An 18,596-nucleotide genomic window follows, 5' to 3' on the forward strand; every position below is an offset into this window, starting at 1 on the left:
AGAGTGTGACGAGCGACACTGCGCGTAGCGGCCTGATCGGAATCGGGGACCTGTCGAAGCGGACCGGCGTTCCGGTGCGCACGATCCGGTTCTATTGCGACAACGGCATTCTGGACGCGGCCCGTAGCTCCGGCGGGCACCGCATGTTCGAGCGGGGCCCGGCGGTAGAGCGGTTGCTGCTGGTGCGCCGGCTGCGCGCGCTGGGGCTGGGTTTGACCGCGATCGCCGCGGTCCTGACGGGCGAACAGCCGATCGAGCAGGCGGTGGCCGCCGAACGCGCGGCGGTCGACGCCGAGCTGGGCGCGCTGGCGTGGCGTCGCGCGTCGCTGGCCGCGGTCGAGCACGCGGACCCCGCCGAACGGGCGGCCAGGCTGGAATTGCTGGCGGCGGTGCAGGACGGCACGGCGGCGCGCGACACGCTCGTCGCATTCTGGCGGCGGATCCTGACACCCGTGCCGGCGGAGACGTTCGACGATTTCGTCGACATGATCGTGCCGGCGCCGCTGGCTGATCCCAGCCCGGAGCTGGTGGTCGGTTTTGCCGAACTCGTCGCCCTGGCCGCGGATCGCCAGTTCACCGGCATTGTCGCACAACAACTCTGGCGTGCGGATCGCGAGCTGATACGGGACCGCGTCGGTTTGCTCGCCGGCGTCGCGGAAGCCTGCGGTATGGCGGAACCGCTGATCGCCGCCGACCAACCTCCCCGTCCGGGCCGCGCGCTCGATCGTTTCGTGTACGCGCACGCGGCGGCGCGCGGCGTCCGCGATACGCCCGGCTTCCGCGCCCGCCTACGGCACGGCGGTCACGACCACGATCGCCGCCTCTACCGGTACTGGCATCTGACGGGCGAACTCACCGGCGCCTCGACCACCGCGGGCGCGGCACAGCGCTGGCTGTTCGACGCACTCGCTACGGAGGGCGCGGGGGTCTGATCCGCGGAGGCCCGGACCAGGCGGGTCGTTGCCGGAAATGCGCCAGGGGTGTGCTGCCGCGAGAAACGGGTACGCCTTTCGTAGAACAGACGTTGTCCGCTTCCAACCCGAGGAGGTCATGATGGCGGCAAAGTTCGAGATGTTCACCGACGCGTCGAAGAAGGTCCGGTGGCGGCTCAAGGCCGGCAACGGCGAGATCATCGCCCAAAGCCAGGCCTACGAATCGAAGGGGTCGGCCGAGACGGGCATCCAATCGGTCAAGGCCAACGCCGCGGCTGCCAACGTCGTCGATCTCACCGAATAGTCCGGCGCAGCTGCGTAAGGGGCTTTCTGCCCTAGACCGACCCAGACACCGCGAGCGATCGTGGGGACGTGGGCGAGAACAACCAACCGCCGAGAGGTCCGGAAGGACCGACGGCGGACGTCGAAGCAGTGGCCGTGACCAAGGTCCGTCTCGGCGATGTGATCCGCGGCCCGCACGGCGAGGACAGCTGGCGCCGGGTGCGCGAGACCGGTTTCGACATTCTCCGGAAAGGCGACGACTCGGGCGAGTTCTGGGATCTGTTCGTCTTCTTCGGCCCGCTGGTCGAGCCGTCCGTCGAGCCAGGTACCCGCCCCGGTTTCGGCCGCTTCATCTTCCGCGAGGACGAACCCGTGATCCGCAGGACCACACCGGATCCGCACGAGGCCCAGGTGTCATAACCCGCGATTCGAATTGCCATCCACTGATATGGACTCTGCCCGCCTCACGACACACTGGTGGGTCAGGCGTAGTCGTGGGCGGGTTCTTCGAGTGCGGTGGCGATGATGTCGCGGCGGCCGCCGTATAGGTGTGCGAGGCCGAGGCGGGTGATGAGGGTGTCGACCTGTGCGGCGGTCCACTGGACGCTGTGGTCAGCGAGGCGGTGCAGGTAGTAGCGGAACACGTCGAAGTCCTCGACCACGATGTCGATTTTCTCGGGGCGGACTTGGGCGTCCAGAGAGGGGACGTCCTGGTCGGGGCGCAGCATCACCAGGACGAGGCCGTAGACGAATCGCCTGCGGCGGGTGATCTGGGTGGCCCAGTTCTTCATGGCGAGGGCGTTGGCCCGGACCTGGGTGATGGGGTTGTGGTCGTAGGTGTTGCCGTAGATGTCAGCGACCCGCCCGTCGCTCATCTGCCACGGACCGTTGGGCGGGACCACCAGCGTGCCGTCCTGCCGGCTGCGGAAACCCTTGACCTCGACCACGATGCATCGCTGCCGCGTCCAGATCAGCGCATCGATCTGGCGAGTGAACCCCCGGTTCGGGACGTCGACGTTGAGCAGCACGACACCGGGCTGAGCGGGGCTCCACTCCACCCATTCGGCGAAGCGCTGCTCCGCCGGAGACAGCTCCGCCCCCTCGTTGATCAGCAACAGCACGACGGCCCCCTACCCTCGCCCGGCACGGGCGACTATTCCACCGTAACGAATCCCGCTCCGTCACAACGGCATAACCGAAATTCCCGGGAGGCGGGTGTCAGTTCTTGCGGGCGGCGGCGGCGTAGAACTGGACTCGGCTGTCCATGGACTCCGGGGGTTCGATGGCCGGGTTCCATCGGTGGGGTGTGGTGATGCCGGGGGCAATGAGGTCCAGGCCGGTGAAGAAGCGGGCGAATTCGTCGCGGCTGCGGACCTGGGCGGGCATTCCGGACTCGCGGTACACGCGGGCCACTTCCGCCATCTCCGGCCCGAAATCCGCTGTCGCGTGCGACATCACCAGATACGAGCCGGCCGGGACGGCGTCGATCAACCGGGCGACGATCTCGAAGGGGTTCTGGGCGTCGTCGAGAAAATGCGCGATCGCGATGAGCGACACCGCGACCGGACGGGACAGGTCGAGGGTTTCCAGGAGTTCGGGCGCGGTCAGGATCGTCTCGGGCTTCCGGACGTCGGCGTGGACATAGGTGGTGCGGCCCTCGTCGGTGCCGGTCATCAGGGCACGGGCGTGGGTGAGGACCATGCGGTCGTTGTCCACGTACACCACCCGGGCGGTCGGCTGTACCTCTTGAACGGCTTGGTGGAGGTTGGGCTCGGTCGGGATGCCGGTGCCGATATCGAGGAACTGGGTCACGCCCTGCCCGGCCAGGTAAGCCGCCGCACGCAACATGAACCTGCGGTTCTCGAGGGCGGAGGTCCGGACATGCGGGTGCACCAGTTCGGCGCGTTCGCCCGCGGCGCGGTCGGCCTCGAAATGATCTTTGCCGCCGAGATAGTAGTCGTAGACACGGGCGGTATGAGCGGTATCGAAGTCGATCACGGGATCGTTGTCGGTCGGCACGATTGCGCACAGTAGTGGGCGGATACGCACGCCCGCTACGGCATTCACCCCTCCGCTATCGAACAGTGACACACTCGCGACCCACTTCGGGCCGAAACCCGGCACGCCCGCGATACACACGAAAAAGTCCCCCAGCCTAAACTGGGGGACTTATGTGTAACTCTGAGTTACATACACTGTGTCCGGAGGGGGACTTGAACCCCCACGTCCATTAGTAGGACACTAGCACCTCAAGCTAGCGCGTCTGCCATTCCGCCACCCGGACCGGTGGTGCTCAGCAAGGTTATCGGATCAGTCCGCAAGGTCCAAATCACGGGGGGACCGTGGTGGTTCGTCGCGAACCGGTTGCTGAGCGCCGCCGGGAGTCCTTAGTTCTTGATCGCCTCGAGCAGCGCGGCGCGCTGACGCGAACCCAGGCCGCCGATGCGGCGGTCGGCGGGGATCTCCGCCTCGTCCATCAGCTTGGCCGCCTTCACCGGGCCGATGCCGGGCAGCGCCTTGATCACCGCGGCGACCTTGGTCTTCTTGACCAGGTCTTCCTTGTCGGCGCGCTCGAGCACCTTGGACAGCGAGATCTTGCCCTTGCGGACCTCCTCGATCAGCTCCGACCGGGCCTTGCGGACCGCGGCCGCCTTGGCCAGCGCAGCGTTACGTTGCTCGGCGGTCATGGTGGGAAGTGCCATGTCTACTACCTTTCGCTTGTTCGCTGGAACCTCAACGGCACCGATTGAACATCACGAAAGCCCCGGTGGCGTTCCGACACACCGCGAGGAAAAACAAGGTCGCAAGGGTTTCGACGCTGCGGACGGCGAAGGATGCGGGCGATTTGCCAGGCTCGGCGTGCGCACAACGGTTGCCGTGACGGCGCGCAGTGGCGAGAGTGGACAGCGGTGTCGCGGCCGGATGCGCCGCCACCCGATCGACATGTGAAGGAGACGTTCGTGCGCTTCGGCATCTTCATTCCGCAGGGCTGGCGGCTGGATCTGGTCGGAATCGACCCCGCGGCGCAGTGGGGGGTGATGCGGGATCTGGCGCAGCGCTTCGACGCGGGAGACGCCTGGGAGTCGCTGTGGGTGTACGACCATTTCCACACCGTTCCGGTGCCCACCGAGGAGGCCACGCACGAGGCGTGGTCGCTGATGTCGGCGTTCGCGGCGGTCACCTCGCGGATCCGGCTGGGCCAGATGTGTACCGCGATGAGCTACCGCAATCCGGCGTATCTGGCGAAGGTGGCGGCCACGGTGGACCTGATCTCCGGCGGCCGGCTCGAGATGGGCATCGGCGGCGGCTGGTACGAGCACGAGTGGCGCGCCTACGGGTACGGCTTCCCGTCCGCCGGTGAGCGCCTGGGCCGCCTGGACGAGGGCGTGCAGATCTTCAAGCAGGCGTGGAGCACCGGTTCGGCCACCCTGGCCGGGAAGCACTATCAGGTCGACAGGGCGATCGTGCGGCCGCTTCCGGCGCAGGAGGGCGGCATCCCGCTGTGGATCGCGGGCGGCGGCGAGCAGAAGACGCTGCGCATCGCCGCCAAGTACGCCGCCTACACCAATTTCGCCGGCGATCCCGAGGGTTTCGCCCACAAGTCGGAGATCCTGCGCAAGCACTGCGCCGAGGTCGGCACGGATTTCGACGCGATCACGCGGACGGCGAACTTCAATGTCGCGATCGGCCGCACCGAGTCCGAGGTCGAGGAGCGGCTGTCGGCCGCGGTCGCGCGCATGGCCCCGCTCACCGGTTCCGAGGCGGCCGAGACGATGGTGGACAACCAGTTCCGGGGTTCGGCGGCGGCGGGGACACCGGAGCAGATCGTCGAAAAGCTCTCTCGCGTCAGGGATCTCGGGCTCGGCTACGCGATCTTCAACTTCCCGGAGGCGGCCTACGACACCTCCGGGATCGAGCTGTTCGAGCGCGAAGTGATCCCCGCGCTGCGCTGACCGCCGAGGAGAACCATCATGGCCGACGACCCCGTCGCGATCCTCGAGCGCTGGGCCGCCTCCGGCGCGATCTGGCGCGTCCTCGGGCGGGGCGGCGGACGGGTGGTCGTCGGCCTCTACGACTGCGCCGGGGGCACCGAGGTCGACCGGATCGTCTCCACCGATCCGGCCGTCCTGCGATATCTCGGTGAACGGTCGAGCAGCGAGGACTGAGATCGGCCCGCGCCTGTCGCCTCGCTATCCGACCTGACCGAACCAACGGATCAGGGCCGCCTCCAGACCGTCGATCCCGCCGTCCGACGCCCAGGCGACGAACCCGTCCGGACGCACGAGCAACGCCGAGAGTTCGCGCGGCTGAGCGGGTTTCGCGGTCACCACCCGGACCCGCGACGACCAGGGCGCGGCGATCGCCCGCAGCGCCGGCGAGTCGGCGAGGTCCAGCAGCACCGCCCGGCCGTCGGCGCAGTGCTCCCCCAGCCGGGTGCCGTCGGACAGCTCGATATCGGGGGCCTGCGCGCCCACGAGGTCGTGCCCGCCACCGAGGTCGTACCGGTGCAGCACCCCGGAGATCTTCTGGTAGATCCGCGTCGCGCCGTCCCGCGTCGCCAGGAGGTCCACCAGCACGTCCCGCATCGCGCGGCTGCGGGCGTCGCCGCGCATGACCGCGATCTGGGCCCGGGTCCACTCCAGCACCCACTCCCCGACCGGATGCCGTTCCGCGGTGTAGGTATCGAGCAGTCCGGGCCGCGCCCAGCCCGCGACGACCGCCGCCAGCTTCCAGCCGAGATTCACCGCGTCGCCGACGCCGAGGTTCAGGCCCTGTCCGCCGAAGGGCGAATGCACATGGGCCGCGTCGCCCGCCAGCAGCACCCGGCCGCGGCGATACTCGGTGACCTGACGCGTGTTGTCGGTGAACCGGGTCGCCGACCGGACGCCCGTGATCTCGACCGGGACGCCCGAGACCGCGCGCAGGGCGGCTTGGAGTTCCGCGGCGGTGACGGGCGCGGTGCGATCGGCGGGCGGGCCGTCGACCTGCACGGTGAGGATGCGGCCGGGGCCGGGGTTGTGGACGTAGATGCCGGTGGCGGTGAAGTTCCAGCCCGGGCGCAGGCCCTCGGCGCCGGTCATCTCGACCACCGCCTGGTGACCGGTGATCAGCGGGTCCAGGCCCGGGAAGTCGAAGCCCGCGAGCTTGCGGACCAAGCTGTGGCCGCCGTCGCAGCCGACGAGCCATCCGGCCCGGATCGCGGTGTCGCCCAGCCAGATCGTGACGCAGTCGCTGTCGTCGGTGAATCCGGTGAGTTCGACGCCGCGCCGGATCTCGACGCCGAGTTCGGCGGCCCGTGCGCCGAGGATGCGCTCGATCTCCTGCTGCCCGACGAACCACGCCTCACTCACCGGGCCCGTCTCGCCGAAGGCCGGATCGTCGAAGTCGACCAGTGACGAGTCGAGGGTGATACCGGCGAAGTGGCCGACGAAGAAGCGCTGCGGGCCGGGCTGCCCGCCGGTGAAGGCGGCGACCTTCGCGGCATGGTCGTCGAGCAACTGCGGCAGCAGGCCGCGGCGGTAGAAGGCCTCGGCGGTCGGGACATTGATCGCGCCCGCCTTCACCGTCGGATCGATGTCCGGCAGCCGCTCCACCACCAGTACGTGCACTCCGGCCAGCCGCAGTTCGCACGCCGTCATCAGGCCCACGGGCCCCGCCCCGGCCACCACCACATCGAATGTCTCGGTCATGCGGACGAGCGTGCCGACGCGGGGTTTCGCCGGGCTTGCACGCGCCTTGCACGATGCGCACGCGAGCAGTGGACGCAGGCGTGCATTCGACGCAAACCGGTCGGCCGCATACGATCTCGTTTGTTTGCGGGTGGAATTTTCTGGCACACTCCCGACGGTTCACCGATTTTTCCCGGCAGCCGGTACTACCGTATGCCCGACTCCACCCGAGCAGTTCTGCGAAAGGCGGACACGATGAGCGGGCCGTCTTTCCGCCATACGAACGGGCGGGAGCTGCCACTGGCCGAGCGCTACGCCGGCGCCGAGCCGATCTCCGTCGACGGCACGACCGTCCATCCGATGTACTCCGAACCGCTGGGCGCGGACCCCGCGGTGGTCACGCTGACGCTGCACGCCGCCGCGCCTCCGGCCGGGCTGCTGGGGCTGGGGATCGGGCTGTCGGTGCTGAGCGGGCACGTCGCGCTGCGCGGCCGCCGATTACGCGGCGTCGACGTCTGGACCGACGCCATGAGCGGGGGCGTCGACCTGGAGGTGTGCGCCGCCGGTCCGGACGCCTCCTTCACCCTCACCCCCGTCTGGATGGATGCCGCCGGCGTCACCGAATCGTGGACGGGCAACTACGGCGTGCGCATCGAGCGCACCGCGTCGGGGCAGCCGCTGCTGTATTGCAGTTCGGGCATCGGGCCCGCCGATTTCACGGAGTTGGTCGTGGAGGTCGGCACGGCCCCCGCCCCGACCGATCAGAGCCGCTACCGCAGCGCGCTCTACGATCTCGGCGTCGCCATGCACGGCCGCGGCGAGGTCGACGAGGCCTGCGCCCTGTGGACCCAGGCCGCCGGATTCGGCCACGCCGGCGCCGCCTACGACCTCGGCGTCGTGCGCTACCGCCGTGGCGAATTCACCGAGGCCGAACGCTGGTGGCGTGCGGCCGCCGACCACGGCGACATCCGCGCCATGGCCGGTCTCGCCGAAATCCTGGACCGGCGCGGAGATTCGACCGAGGCCCAGATGTGGCGCGCCTACGCCAGCGGCCGCGCCCAGCCCGTACCGAAATAGTCAGGCGCCGCCCACCGAGGGCAGCGGGCCGATCAGCAGGCTGCCGCCGGCGACGAGTGCCGCGAGGGTGACGGCGGCGAAGAACAGCACCCACAGCAGGGACGGGAGGCGGGTGAGGCGGGAGAGCTGGTCGGCGTCGGAGCCGTCGCCGCGCACTCGCACTCGCTGCAATTCCACCACCGCGCGCAATCCGCCCAGCAGCAGGAACCACGCGACGGCGTAGCCGAAGACGCCCTGCCACGTCGCGGTTCCGTACCAGGAGACCGCGAAGGTGACCGCGCCCGTCACCACGACCGCGAGCAGGCCGAACAGATTGCGGATCACCAGCAGCAGCACCGCCAGCGCGGCGACCACCAGCCACAGCATCAGCGTCAGCCGCCCGGTCGCCAGCAGCGCCGCGCACCCGAGCCCGACCAGCGACGGCGAGGGATATCCGGCGAGGGTCGTGAGAATCATCCCGAGCCCGTAGGGCTTTCCACGCGACACCGTCACGCCCGAGGTATCCGAATGCAACCGGATCCCGCTCAGCGTCCGCCCGGTCACCACCGCCACCACCGCATGCCCGACCTCGTGCGCGATCGTCACCACCGTCCGCAGCACCCGCCACACCGGCGGATACATCACCAGCGCCAACGCACCCACGCCGGTCGAGACGACCACCCACAGCGGCGGCAACGGCGACACCTCACCGAGCCGATCCGTCACCGACGACACCGAACTGTTCATTTCCGACAGATCCACCGACGCAGACTAGCGGCGCACCCGCGCCCCCGCACTACTCCCGGCGGGAAGCGGACACTCCCGCACCCGGTGCGTCTTCCCGCACGAGTTCCGGTGCACCGGAACGGGTGCACGAAGACGCAGAGGGTGCGGGAAACGGGATCGGGGTCAAGGGCGGGTGAGGGCCTCGGTGGCGGGCTGGTCCTGGAGGTTCTCGATGAACCAGTTGGGGTAGACGGGGGCGGGGGGCATGGCTTCGGCGAGTTCGGTGATCTCGTCGGCGGTCAGGTGGACGTCGAGGGCGCCGAGGTTGTCGTCGAGCTGATGCCGCTTGGTCGCGCCGAGCAGGATGCTCGTGACCGCAGGCTGGGCCAGCAGCCAGGCCAGCGCGACCTGGGCGACGCTCGCCTCGTGCTTGCCGGCGATCACCCGCATGCGCTCCACCAGATCGAAGGCCGCGTCGCGGTCGTAGGGCAGGATGTCGAATCCGGCCAGCCGGTTGTCCGGGTCCGACAGCGACTCGCGGGTGTACTTGCCGCTCAGGAATCCGGAGGCCAGCGGGCTCCACACCGTCATCCCCTGGCCGTAGCGGCGCATCATCGGGATCACGTCGCGCTCCACGTCGCGGCCGACGAGCGAGTAGTTCATCTGCCCGTGTGTGAAGGGCGCGAAACCGTTGGCGCGCTGGATCTCCGCGGCCGCCGCCACCTTCCACGCCGACCAGTTGGAGTAACCGAGGTAGCGCGCCTTACCCGACCGCACCACGTCGTCCAGCGCGGCCAAGGTCTCCTCGAGCGGCGTGAACGGATCCTCCTTGTGCACGATGTAGACGTCGACATGGTCGGTGCCCAGCCGCCGCAGGCTCTGGTCGATCGACCACTGGATGTGCCGGCGGGACAGCCCCGCCTGCGTCACGGGCGTCCCGGTCCGGAAGCCGACCTTGGTCGCGATCACGACGTCGTCGCGGTGTGCGCGCAGCGCCTGCCCGAGCAGGACCTCCGACTCCCCGCCCGCGTAGCCGTCGGCGGTGTCGAAGAAGTTGATGCCCGCCTCGAGCGCGCGGCCGACCAGCTCGTCCGCCAGCTCCGCCCCCACCTTCGCGACCGCGGCCATCTCGCTGTTGCCCGCGGTGAAGGTCATGGCGCCGAAGGCCAGGCGGGAAACGATCAAACCGGTATTACCGAGCGTGCTGAACTCCATGGGAGCCGACAGTAATCGGGCGTCCCCCGGCCCGGCCAGCCCCGGTGCGATCGCCTACAGCGGAATTTCGGCCCCGGCCGGTTTGACGCTCGCCGTGGCGGGCATGGCGAAAGACACCCCGCGCGAGGCCCACCCTCTAGGCTGAGCGGCGATCGCGTATTCGACCGCCGGGCAACCCGGCACGACCCTTCGAGGAGAAGCCAGATGAAATCGCCGCGATGGCCCGCCGCAGGTGCCGCCGGATTGGCTGTCGCCACAGTGCTTCTCGCCGGCTGCAGCGATGTCGAGAAGGCCCTCAACAAGGGCGGCGACACCCCGTGCAGCGAGTACGTGAAACAGGACCAGGACGGCAAGCGCACCACGGTCACGAAGTTCGTCAAGCAGCAGACCGGCGACGACCACGAGCCGGCGGGCACCCAGGTCGACCTGACGATGACCGCGGTGGAATTCCTGTGCGGCAATCAGCGCAACGCCGACACCCCGATCAAGAACGCCGACGTGGCCGGGATCTTCTTCAACAAGTAGCCGCCGCTCAGCGCAGCTGCTCGAGGACGGGCGCGAACTTCTCCATATTCGGTTCGAGCACCGTGAAGTAGCTGATTCCGTAGCGTTTACGACGCTCCCGAAGCTGATCCGCCATCTCCGCCGGAGAACCGATCACCACCACCGGAATATCCTCGAGATCGTCTCCGGTGCCCTCCGGAAGATTGGCGGCGTACCGCTCGAGGATCCGCGCGCGCTCGGCGGCCGGGGCGACCACCTGCAGCAGGATATTGAATTCGACGCGGCCGGCGCGCTCTCCGAGCAGCCCGCGGGCGTAGTCGAGGCGCTGAGCGGTCGCCTCGGGCCCGGCGAGCGCGATATGGCCGCTGTCGGCCGCGGTGCCGCCGGTGACACCGATGATGTCGGCGTGCTCGGCCGCCACCCGCAGCAGCCGGTCGCCCCAGCCCGCGATGAGCAGGGGCGGGCCGCCCGGCCGTGCGGGGCGCGGCTGGTACTCCGGATCGGCGTAGAGCCGCCGCAGTGTCGCCGCCGCCTCGGCCACCTGGTCGACACGCTGTCCGGCACCGGGGAACGGGATACCGGCCGCCTCGAATTCGGCCCGCACGTAACCCGCGCCGAGACCGAGTTCGACGCGGCCGTCGGTGAGCAGGTCGACGGTCGCGACCTCGCGGGCCAGCAGCGCCGGGTTGTAGAACGGCACGTTGAGGACGAAGGTGATCAGCCGCACCCGCTCCGTGGCCTCCGCCGCCTGCACCATCGCGGGGAACGGCGCCGGGAGCCCCAGATGGTCGGGCACGCTGACCACGTCGTAGCCGAGTTGTTCCGCGCGGCGGCACTTCTCGATCCAGTCGGACCGGGATTCGGGCCGCATCAGATTGACACCGAAGCGGAAGGGAGCGCTCATCGCTCCTGTCTACCAGCCCCCGGTGACAGATCCGCGACCCGAAATCCGGCCCGCGCCGCCGCCGGGTACGCAATCATGAGAATGCGCAGGCGCTTTCCGGACGACGAGGTTGGTAGCGATGCCCCAGACCCGCACGCTGTCCCAGCGGCGCGCCGACCTCGAGCAGGAGTGGGCCCGCTGGGCGTCCTCGCATGCCGTGCCCCCGGGGAAGACGGTGCTGCGCACCGAGGTGGTGCAGTCGTGGCGGCGCTCGCTGCCCACGGTCGACCCCGCCTGCCCCGCCGCACCCGCCGACTCCGATCCGGGGTCGCGGTGGTCGCGTTCACCGCTGCGCACCCCGGTCACCGACCTCTCCGGCGATCTACGCAGTATCGCCGACGATTCCGGATTCGTCGCCGCGGTCACCGACGATCGGGGCACCATCCTGTGGTCGTGCGGCGGCCGGGTGATGCGCCGCCGCGCCGAGGAGGTCAACTTCGCGCCGGGCGGCCGCTGGGACGAGACCCACATGGGCACCAACGCGCTGTCGCTCGCGCTGCGCACCGGGCAGCCGAGCATCGTGTTCTCCGCCGAGCACCTGGTCGCCGCGCTGCACGGGTGGGTCTGTTACTGCGCGCCCATCCATGCCCGCGACGGGCGGCGGCTCGGCGTGCTCGACCTGTCCACCACCTGGGACCGCTCCCACCCGCTGGCCATGTCGACGGTGCGGGCCCTGGTGTCGGCGATCGAATCCCGGCTGCCGGAGGTACCGGCGGACACGGGAGCCGCGGGGATCCGGTTGCGGTGCCTCGGCGGCGCGGCCGTCACGCGAGCGGGACGCTCGATCCGGTTGCGGCCCAGGCAGATCGAGATCCTCACGCTGCTCGCCCTCGACCCCGACGGCTACACCCCGCAGCGGCTGCACGCCGCGATCTACGGCGACCGCGCGGTCTCCGCGTCGACGCTCAAGGCCGACGTCTCCCATCTGCGGCAGGCGACGGGCGGCGATATCACCAGCCGCCGCTACACGCTGGCCCGGCCGATCTCCTGCGACGCGGTCGACCTCCTGGAAGCGATCGCCGCCGGTGATCTCGCCACCGCGCTACGGCTCTATCGGGGCCCGTTGCTACCCGGCTCGGACACCCCCGGCATCGCGCACTGGCGCGAATACCTCACCGTGAGCCTGCGCACCGCCGTGCTGACCAGCGAATCACCCACGCACGCGGTCGAATTCGGCGCGCGCTGCCCCGACGACGCGCAGGTCCACGAGCACGCGCTGCGCCTGCTCCCCCGGGACGATCCGCGCCGCGCCCTGGTCACCGCCCGGCTGCACGCCGCGCTCGGCTGATATCGCGCCAACCTCGCGCCAACCGCGCCGATCCATAGTGGCACAGGTCACGCCGCCCACACCGCGGCGCGATCGTCGCGCACCGCGAGCAGAACAGGAAGCGAGCATCATGATCTACGCCAAGCCCGGAACCGACGGCAGCCTCGTCACCTTCGCCCGGCGTTACGACAATTTCATCGGCGGCGACTGGAAGGCCCCGGTCGAGGGACGCTACTTCGACAATCCCTCCCCCATCGACGGCGAGACGTTCTGCGAGGTCGCCCGGTCCACGGCCGCCGATATCGAGCTGGCCCTCGATGCCGCGCACGCCGCGGCCGACGCCTGGGGCGCCACCTCGGCCACCGAGCGGGCCAACCTCCTGAACAAGATCGCCGACCGGATCGAGGGCGATCTGGAGCGGCTGGCCGTCGCCGAGACCTGGGAGAACGGCAAGGCGGTGCGCGAGACCCTCGCCGCCGACCTGCCCCTGACCGTCGACCACTTCCGGTATTTCGCCGGCGCCATCCGCGCCCAGGAGGGCAGCCTGTCGGAGATCGACGCCGACACCATCGCCTATCACTTCCACGAACCGCTCGGCGTGGTCGGGCAGATCATCCCGTGGAACTTCCCGATCCTCATGGCCGCCTGGAAGCTCGCCCCGGCGCTGGCGGCGGGCAACTGCGTGATCATCAAGCCCGCCGAGCAGACCCCGGCGTCGCTGCTGCTGGTGATCGAGCTGATCGCGGATCTGCTTCCGCCCGGAGTCGTCAACGTGGTCAACGGGTTCGGCGTCGAGGCCGGGAAGCCGCTGGCCTCCAGCTCGCGCGTCGCCAAGGTGGCGTTCACCGGGGAGACCACCACGGGCCGCCTGATCATGCAGTACGCCAGCGAGAACGTCATCCCGGTCACCCTGGAACTGGGCGGCAAGAGCCCCAACATCTTCCTGCCGGACGTGACCGCGGCCGACGACGACTTCCTCGACAAGGCGGTGGAGGGCTTCGTCATGTTCGCGCTGAACCAGGGCGAGGTCTGCACCTGCCCGTCGCGGGCGCTCGTGCACGCCTCGATCTACGACGAGTTCCTGGCCCGCTGCGTCGAGCGGACCCGGAACATCAAGGGCGGCAACCCGCTCGACGACACCACCATGATCGGCGCCCAGGCCAGCAACGACCAGTACGAGAAGATCCTGTCCTACATCGACATCGGCCGTCAGGAGGGCGCGCGGGTGCTCACCGGCGGCGAGGTGCGCAAGGTCGACGGCTACCCGAACGGCTACTACATCGAGCCGACCATCTTCGAGGGCCGCAACGATATGCGCATCTTCCAGGAGGAGATCTTCGGGCCGGTGGTGTCGGTGACGAAGTTCGACAGCGTGGACGACGCGATCTCGATCGCCAACGACACCCTCTACGGCCTCGGCGCGGGGGTGTGGACCCGGGATACGAATTCGGCGTACCGGATCGGCCGCGCGATCAAGGCGGGCCGGGTGTGGACGAACTGCTACCACGCCTACCCGGCGCACGCGGCGTTCGGCGGCTACAAGAAGTCCGGGATCGGGCGCGAGAACCACCGCATGATGCTCGACCACTACCAGCAGACCAAGAACCTGCTGGTGAGCTACTCGCCGCAGAAGCTCGGGTTCTTCTGATGTCCGGACCTGCTGCGGGACACTCCGTTTCGCGCATCGGCATCACCGACGACGCGGCCCGGCTGCTCGATCAGCTGGCCGGGCGGCACGGTCCGGTGATGTTCCACCAGTCCGGCGGCTGCTGCGACGGTAGCTCACCCATGTGTTACCCGCGCGGGGAGTTCCGGGTGGGCGGCGCCGATGTGCTGCTGGGTCACCTTCCCGACGGGACGCCGTTCTGGATGAGCGCCGACCAGTACGAGTACTGGCGCCACACCCACCTCACCGTGGACGTGGTGCCCGGTCGCGGCAGCGGCTTCTCGCTGGAGGCTCCCGAGGGTGTGCGGTTCCTGATCCGCTCCCGGCTGCTGACCGACGCGGAAGTCGAAGCGCTGGAAGCGGATCCGCCGCGCACCGGCGCAGACCACATCGGCTGACGGGATCGGTGCGCGCCACGCCGGTCAGTGCCCGGGCAGCAGGGCGCCGGCGTGGTAGCGCACCGACGGGTTCCACAGCAGGAAGCTGTCGATCCCGGTCGCGGCGGCCGCGTCGATCTGGGCGCGGACCTCGCCGTCGCCGTAGTTCACCCCGAGGCTGAAGTCCTGCAGCCACGGGATCACGGTGGCGCCGGTGCCGGCGGTCTGCGCGCGGAAGTCCTGCAGCGACCGCGCGACGATGTCGTACGGCTGCCCGTTCGGGTTGCCGACCCCGTACTCCCCGGGACCCCAGTGCGACGGATACACCATCGGCGCAACGTAATCCACGTTCTCCGACATCATCCGGATGTCCTGTGCGATCTGGTCGGGCCGGGTGGCGGCGATGCCGAAGACGGCCGCGCCCAGGCAGGCGCCCGCGTCGCGCACCGGGTCGCGGCTCTCGCGCAGGAAGTGGGCGATCGAATCGGTCGGCGACTCCGCGAGCCCCGGGAACCGCATCCCGTCCAGCGGACCGTCGGGGCGGCGGACGTAGTCGTACATGACGCCGTCGAAGCCCAGCCCGGCCGCCTCGGCCGCGAGCGCGATGTTGTACTCGCGCACATCGGGATTCGCGAAGTTCGTGAACGCGATGGAGCCGTACCCGCTGGAATACGGCTGCCCCGAGGGGTTCTGGGCGACCCAGTCCGTGCGACCGCTGTGCCACGCCCAGCCCGCGAGGGTGGGGTCACGGAAGGCCACGATCCGGCCTTCTACTCGTATTCCCATGTCGTGCAGCGTTTTCAGGGCGGCGGGGGCGTCGTAGATACCGGCCGCGGCCCCGGACTCCCGGGCCAGCGGGACATGTGAGTCGTAGCCGACGGCGCCGTCCTCGTCCTTGATATCGAGTTCCACGGTATCGATGCGGCCCTCGCGCGCCATGGCCAGCACACCTTCGCGCAGGCCCTCGTCGGCCCAGCCGTACGCGGTCACGTGGACCGCCTTCATGCGCGGCGCGGCGACGGCCGTCCCGATCGGGCGCGCGGTCGTATTGCCCGCCGCGTCCGTCGCGACGGCGCTCGCGCCCACGGGGGCGCGGGGCACGGTCAGGGCGAAGTCGCCGGAGGCGTCGGGCGTCGCCGAGACAGTGCCGACGGTCACGCGATTCGCGCCGGTCGCCTTGCCGCGCACCGTCACCGGCTGGCGGTAGGACTGCACCGGCTGCGGCGGCGTCACCTCGAGGGCCGGGGGTTCGGTGTCGACGGTGAAGGTCTTCGAGACTCCGGGGCCGGTCCGCATCCAGCCGAACAGGCCGCCGGGCGGGATCTCCGCGGTGAGGGTGTGCTCGCCGTCCGACAGCGGGCCGGGCCGGTATCGCACGATATTTCCGGCGACGTCCTTGTGGACCTCGCGGCCGTCGAGGGTCAGTCGCAGTGCGGCCGGGTCGTGCTCGCGGGCGTCCACCGACAGCGTCAGCGAACGCAGCGCTTCCGCGCCGACGGGCCCCTCCGGCAGGCCCGTCACACTCAGTCCCGTCGGCTGCGCGCGGACCGCGCCGAGGAGAGATCCGGATATCACTACGAGCGCGATCGCCAGGACCGACACCACCACCCATAGCCGACGATCCTGCGTCGGGACACGCTTCAGCAAGGCGTACACCAGCTTTCGGTTGACGTCCCTCTACGTTGTACCCAGGTACTGCCATTCGAGACGACTTTTCGAGATCATCACGAAAATCGTTGGCGGTACGTAACATTGACGTGATGGTGAGGATGTGCTGTGTCGTCCTGTCCGCTCTGACGGTGCTCGCCGCTGCCGCCTGCGGCACCGAACCCCCGCCGCGTCCCGCCGCGGCGGCCCCGCCCGCAACCCCGCCGCCCGCACCCGATCCGGCCGCCGTCGGGGCCGACGAGCTGGGCCTGGTGCCGATCATGATGTACCACCAGCTGAGCCCGCAGCCCTCCGGCGAATACGACCAGACGCCTGAGGAATTCCGCGCGGAACTGGAGCGGATGTACCGCGAGGGCTACCGTCCGGTGACCGCCGCCCACTACGCCGCGGGCGAGATCGATATACCGGCCGGCACCCATCCGGTGGTGCTGACCTTCGACGACTCCACCGTCAGCCAGGTGTCGTTCGCCGCCGACGGCACCCCCGCGCCCGATACCGTCGCCGCCGTCCTCACCGAATTCGCCGCGCGGCACCCCGACTTCCCCGCCCGCGCCACCTTCTACGTCACCAACGACATGTTCGGCGACGACCGCCGCGCCCTGCCCTGGCTGGTGGCCCACGGCTTCGATATCGGCGCGCACACCGCCGACCACGCCAACCTCGGAAACCTCGACGCCACCGGCGTACAGCGCGAACTGGCCTCGAACGTGCGAGCCATCCAGGAGGCCGTCCCGAATACCCCGGTACGCACGATGGCCCTCCCGCTGGGCGTCTCCCCCGACAACCGAGCCCTGGCCACCGCGGGCGCCTGGGAGGGCACGCCCTATTCCTTCGACGCGGTAATGCTGGTCGGCTCCGAACCGGCCCCCTCCCCCTACGGCCCCCTCGACCCCGCCGCCGTCCCCCGCATCCGCTCCGGCCGCGGCGAGGTCCCCTTCGACTCCGCCTACTGGCTCGACCACCTCGCCACCCACCCCGACCAGCGCTACACCTCCGACGGCGACCCAACCCGAATCTCTTTCCCCACCAACCTATCCGGCGAACTCACCCCCCGCTGGTCCACCCGAGCCCACCCCTACTGACCCTCCCCGATCTCCCCACACGCCTCGTCCCCATTTCCCCACACGCCTCGTCCCCATTTCCCAGCACGCCTCTTCCCCATTTCCCGGCACGCTTTTGGCCGGGATCCACCTCACCCCCGCAGTCGCCTCCGAACCTCCGGAAGCACTTCCTCCCCCAGGCGCTTCACATTCGCCAGCACACTGTCGTGGTCTCCCGAGATCTCCACCTGGCACAGGATGCGGCGGCACCCCGAAACGCGGATCTGGTTCACCAGGCGGTCGACGCAGACGTCGGGAGGGCCGACGGGGTGGGTTGCCAGGGCGGAGTCGGTCAGGCCGTCGATGACGTGCTCGGGCGGGACGTCACCGGAGACCCGCTGCGGGACGTCCAGCAGCAGGCGATAGTTCTGACTGGCGCGGACGAATTCGCCTGCCGCGCGGCGCATTACCCGGCGGGCCTCGCCGGGGTCGTCGGCCACGTGGGTGAACAGGGCCGCACCGTGGGCGTAGCCGGTATCGGGATGGCCTGCGGCGCGGGCGATGTCGGCGTGTTCGGCAACCGAGGCGGCCTTGGCCTCGGGGTCCCTGTCGAAGAACAGCAGCATCGGCAGCCCCCGGCGTGCGGCCAGTTCCACCGAGGCCGGGGAGTTGGCGGCGAGGTAGACCGGCGTCGAGCGGCCGGGTGCGGGGCCGGGTTCGGGAACCACCTCGCGGAAGCGGTACAGCTCGGAATCCGCCACCACCGGACCGGACAGCGCGGCCAGCGTCAGGTCCAGCGCCTCGGGCAGGCCGCGCTGCCAGTACTCGACGCCGCGCCCGATGACCTCGTAGTCGACGACCGGCTGCGCCCGGCCCACACCGAGATCGAAGCGACCGCCGGACAGGTGGTCCAGCAGCGCCGCCTGCTCGGCGACGTGGACCGGTGAATGCAGCGGCAGGACGGTCACCGCGGTGCCGACCCGCACGGTACTCGTCCGGCCGAGCAGGTACCCGGCGAAGGTCAGCGCGGACGGATTCACCCCGAACGGCACGAAATGGTGTTCGGTCACCCACACGTCATCGAATCCGGCGTCCTCCGCGGCCTGCGCCGTGGCGACGCCCCGCGCCAGCACCTCACCGGCGGACTGCCCGTCGTACCGGCTGGTGAACACGAACGCGCCGATACGGACCTCGTCTGCAATGCTCATACCGAGCATGGTCGCGTATCGGCGCGTTGGTGTTCTTGGATAA

General features: G+C 69.7%; 20 protein-coding genes and 1 tRNA gene. 11 read left to right on the forward strand and 10 right to left on the reverse strand.

What is annotated here, in order from left to right:
• Positions 1 to 5: 5 nt before the first annotated feature.
• The 3 genes from ON41_RS15430 to ON41_RS15440 all read left to right on the forward strand — a co-directional run bounded on the left by ON41_RS15430 (position 6) and on the right by ON41_RS15440 (position 1,634).
• A complete protein-coding gene (locus tag ON41_RS15430) occupies positions 6 to 932 on the forward strand; it encodes a MerR family transcriptional regulator (protein WP_040748471.1) in 927 nt (308 codons plus the stop codon).
• Between the two features lie 121 nt (positions 933 to 1,053).
• Positions 1,054 to 1,236: a YegP family protein gene (locus ON41_RS15435; protein ID WP_040748472.1), complete on the forward strand. Its 183-nt coding sequence runs from the start codon at positions 1,054 to 1,056 to the stop codon at positions 1,234 to 1,236.
• A gap of 134 nt (positions 1,237 to 1,370) precedes the next feature.
• Entirely contained in the window at positions 1,371 to 1,634 is a 264-nt protein-coding gene (locus tag ON41_RS15440; RefSeq protein ID WP_157185484.1) for a hypothetical protein, read from the forward strand.
• Positions 1,635 to 1,696: 62 nt separating this feature from the next.
• On the opposite strand, the gene ON41_RS15445 is transcribed toward ON41_RS15440, so the two are convergent.
• The 4 genes from ON41_RS15445 to mihF all read right to left on the reverse strand — a co-directional run bounded on the left by ON41_RS15445 (position 1,697) and on the right by mihF (position 3,916).
• Positions 1,697 to 2,335, reverse strand: a complete 639-nt coding sequence (locus tag ON41_RS15445; protein ID WP_040748318.1) for a nuclease-related domain-containing protein — start codon at positions 2,333 to 2,335, stop codon at positions 1,697 to 1,699.
• A gap of 97 nt (positions 2,336 to 2,432) precedes the next feature.
• The gene (locus tag ON41_RS15450; RefSeq protein WP_085995691.1) at positions 2,433 to 3,233 is read right to left on the reverse strand and encodes an SAM-dependent methyltransferase; all 801 of its coding nucleotides are present in this window, start codon (positions 3,231 to 3,233) and stop codon (positions 2,433 to 2,435) included.
• Positions 3,234 to 3,412: 179 nt separating this feature from the next.
• Positions 3,413 to 3,498: transfer RNA gene (locus tag ON41_RS15455), tRNA-Leu, on the reverse strand.
• Between the two features lie 103 nt (positions 3,499 to 3,601).
• Entirely contained in the window at positions 3,602 to 3,916 is a 315-nt protein-coding gene (gene mihF / locus ON41_RS15460) for an integration host factor, actinobacterial type (RefSeq protein ID WP_040748319.1), read from the reverse strand.
• Between the two features lie 258 nt (positions 3,917 to 4,174).
• On the opposite strand from mihF, the gene ON41_RS15465 reads away from it, so the two are divergent.
• Both ON41_RS15465 and ON41_RS15470 read left to right on the forward strand, forming a co-directional pair.
• On the forward strand, positions 4,175 to 5,167 hold the full coding sequence (locus tag ON41_RS15465; RefSeq protein ID WP_040748474.1) for an LLM class F420-dependent oxidoreductase: 993 nt from the start codon (positions 4,175 to 4,177) through the stop codon (positions 5,165 to 5,167).
• Positions 5,168 to 5,185: 18 nt separating this feature from the next.
• Positions 5,186 to 5,380 carry a hypothetical protein gene (locus ON41_RS15470; protein ID WP_040748320.1) on the forward strand — a complete coding sequence of 65 codons (195 nt, stop codon included), beginning with the start codon at positions 5,186 to 5,188 and terminating at the stop codon, positions 5,378 to 5,380.
• A 24-nt stretch (positions 5,381 to 5,404) separates the two neighbouring features.
• Here ON41_RS15470 and ON41_RS15475 read toward each other — a convergent pair whose 3' ends face one another.
• The gene (locus ON41_RS15475; protein ID WP_085995686.1) at positions 5,405 to 6,904 is read right to left on the reverse strand and encodes an FAD-dependent monooxygenase; all 1,500 of its coding nucleotides are present in this window, start codon (positions 6,902 to 6,904) and stop codon (positions 5,405 to 5,407) included.
• Positions 6,905 to 7,138: 234 nt separating this feature from the next.
• Between ON41_RS15475 and ON41_RS15480 the strand changes: the two genes are divergently transcribed.
• The gene (locus ON41_RS15480) at positions 7,139 to 7,960 is read left to right on the forward strand and encodes a tetratricopeptide repeat protein (RefSeq protein WP_157185485.1); all 822 of its coding nucleotides are present in this window, start codon (positions 7,139 to 7,141) and stop codon (positions 7,958 to 7,960) included.
• On the opposite strand, the gene ON41_RS15485 is transcribed toward ON41_RS15480, so the two are convergent.
• The gene (locus ON41_RS15485; protein WP_306307782.1) at positions 7,961 to 8,701 is read right to left on the reverse strand and encodes a M50 family metallopeptidase; all 741 of its coding nucleotides are present in this window, start codon (positions 8,699 to 8,701) and stop codon (positions 7,961 to 7,963) included.
• A gap of 147 nt (positions 8,702 to 8,848) precedes the next feature.
• A complete protein-coding gene (locus ON41_RS15490) occupies positions 8,849 to 9,880 on the reverse strand; it encodes an aldo/keto reductase (RefSeq protein ID WP_040748323.1) in 1,032 nt (343 codons plus the stop codon).
• Between the two features lie 204 nt (positions 9,881 to 10,084).
• Between ON41_RS15490 and ON41_RS15495 the strand changes: the two genes are divergently transcribed.
• The gene (locus tag ON41_RS15495) at positions 10,085 to 10,405 is read left to right on the forward strand and encodes a hypothetical protein (RefSeq protein ID WP_040748324.1); all 321 of its coding nucleotides are present in this window, start codon (positions 10,085 to 10,087) and stop codon (positions 10,403 to 10,405) included.
• A 7-nt stretch (positions 10,406 to 10,412) separates the two neighbouring features.
• Here the strand turns inward: ON41_RS15495 and ON41_RS15500 are convergent, their stop codons facing one another.
• A complete protein-coding gene (locus ON41_RS15500; RefSeq protein ID WP_040748325.1) occupies positions 10,413 to 11,288 on the reverse strand; it encodes a TIGR03621 family F420-dependent LLM class oxidoreductase in 876 nt (291 codons plus the stop codon).
• A 118-nt stretch (positions 11,289 to 11,406) separates the two neighbouring features.
• Here ON41_RS15500 and ON41_RS15505 point away from each other — a divergent pair, with 118 nt between their 5' ends.
• The 3 genes from ON41_RS15505 to ON41_RS15515 all read left to right on the forward strand — a co-directional run bounded on the left by ON41_RS15505 (position 11,407) and on the right by ON41_RS15515 (position 14,658).
• Positions 11,407 to 12,615, forward strand: coding sequence for a helix-turn-helix domain-containing protein (locus ON41_RS15505; RefSeq protein ID WP_040748326.1), 1,209 nt, complete (start codon positions 11,407 to 11,409; stop codon positions 12,613 to 12,615).
• Positions 12,616 to 12,721: 106 nt separating this feature from the next.
• On the forward strand, positions 12,722 to 14,242 hold the full coding sequence (gene exaC, locus ON41_RS15510; RefSeq protein ID WP_276325737.1) for an acetaldehyde dehydrogenase ExaC: 1,521 nt from the start codon (positions 12,722 to 12,724) through the stop codon (positions 14,240 to 14,242).
• The gene (locus ON41_RS15515) at positions 14,242 to 14,658 is read left to right on the forward strand and encodes a DUF779 domain-containing protein (RefSeq protein ID WP_040748328.1); all 417 of its coding nucleotides are present in this window, start codon (positions 14,242 to 14,244) and stop codon (positions 14,656 to 14,658) included. Before exaC ends, ON41_RS15515 begins: the two co-directional genes overlap by 1 nt.
• 24 nt (positions 14,659 to 14,682) lie before the next feature.
• Here the strand turns inward: ON41_RS15515 and ON41_RS15520 are convergent, their stop codons facing one another.
• Positions 14,683 to 16,245, reverse strand: coding sequence for a putative glycoside hydrolase (locus ON41_RS15520; RefSeq protein WP_083905395.1), 1,563 nt, complete (start codon positions 16,243 to 16,245; stop codon positions 14,683 to 14,685).
• 152 nt (positions 16,246 to 16,397) lie between these two features.
• Between ON41_RS15520 and ON41_RS43440 the strand changes: the two genes are divergently transcribed.
• The gene (locus ON41_RS43440; protein ID WP_051161572.1) at positions 16,398 to 17,387 is read left to right on the forward strand and encodes a polysaccharide deacetylase family protein; all 990 of its coding nucleotides are present in this window, start codon (positions 16,398 to 16,400) and stop codon (positions 17,385 to 17,387) included.
• Between the two features lie 110 nt (positions 17,388 to 17,497).
• Here the strand turns inward: ON41_RS43440 and ON41_RS15530 are convergent, their stop codons facing one another.
• On the reverse strand, positions 17,498 to 18,553 hold the full coding sequence (locus ON41_RS15530; protein ID WP_040748477.1) for an LLM class flavin-dependent oxidoreductase: 1,056 nt from the start codon (positions 18,551 to 18,553) through the stop codon (positions 17,498 to 17,500).
• Positions 18,554 to 18,596: the final 43 nt, after the last annotated feature.

The sequence above is a fragment of the Nocardia transvalensis NBRC 15921 genome, from assembly GCF_000308875.1.
Lineage (GTDB): Bacteria > Actinomycetota > Actinomycetes > Mycobacteriales > Mycobacteriaceae > Nocardia > Nocardia transvalensis.

Coding starts and splice junctions, on each gene's coding strand:
- ON41_RS15435 (WP_040748472.1), top strand. CDS start 1,054: ATGGCGGCAAAGTTCGAGATGTTCACCGACGCGTCGAAGAAGGTCCGG.
- mihF (WP_040748319.1), bottom strand. CDS start 3,916: ATGGCACTTCCCACCATGACCGCCGAGCAACGTAACGCTGCGCTGGCC.
- ON41_RS15470 (WP_040748320.1), top strand. CDS start 5,186: ATGGCCGACGACCCCGTCGCGATCCTCGAGCGCTGGGCCGCCTCCGGC.
- ON41_RS15475 (WP_085995686.1), bottom strand. CDS start 6,904: ATGACCGAGACATTCGATGTGGTGGTGGCCGGGGCGGGGCCCGTGGGC.
- ON41_RS15480 (WP_157185485.1), top strand. CDS start 7,139: ATGAGCGGGCCGTCTTTCCGCCATACGAACGGGCGGGAGCTGCCACTG.
- ON41_RS15490 (WP_040748323.1), bottom strand. CDS start 9,880: ATGGAGTTCAGCACGCTCGGTAATACCGGTTTGATCGTTTCCCGCCTG.
- ON41_RS15495 (WP_040748324.1), top strand. CDS start 10,085: ATGAAATCGCCGCGATGGCCCGCCGCAGGTGCCGCCGGATTGGCTGTC.
- ON41_RS15500 (WP_040748325.1), bottom strand. CDS start 11,288: ATGAGCGCTCCCTTCCGCTTCGGTGTCAATCTGATGCGGCCCGAATCC.
- ON41_RS15505 (WP_040748326.1), top strand. CDS start 11,407: ATGCCCCAGACCCGCACGCTGTCCCAGCGGCGCGCCGACCTCGAGCAG.
- ON41_RS15515 (WP_040748328.1), top strand. CDS start 14,242: ATGTCCGGACCTGCTGCGGGACACTCCGTTTCGCGCATCGGCATCACC.
- ON41_RS43440 (WP_051161572.1), top strand. CDS start 16,398: ATGGTGAGGATGTGCTGTGTCGTCCTGTCCGCTCTGACGGTGCTCGCC.
- ON41_RS15530 (WP_040748477.1), bottom strand. CDS start 18,553: ATGAGCATTGCAGACGAGGTCCGTATCGGCGCGTTCGTGTTCACCAGC.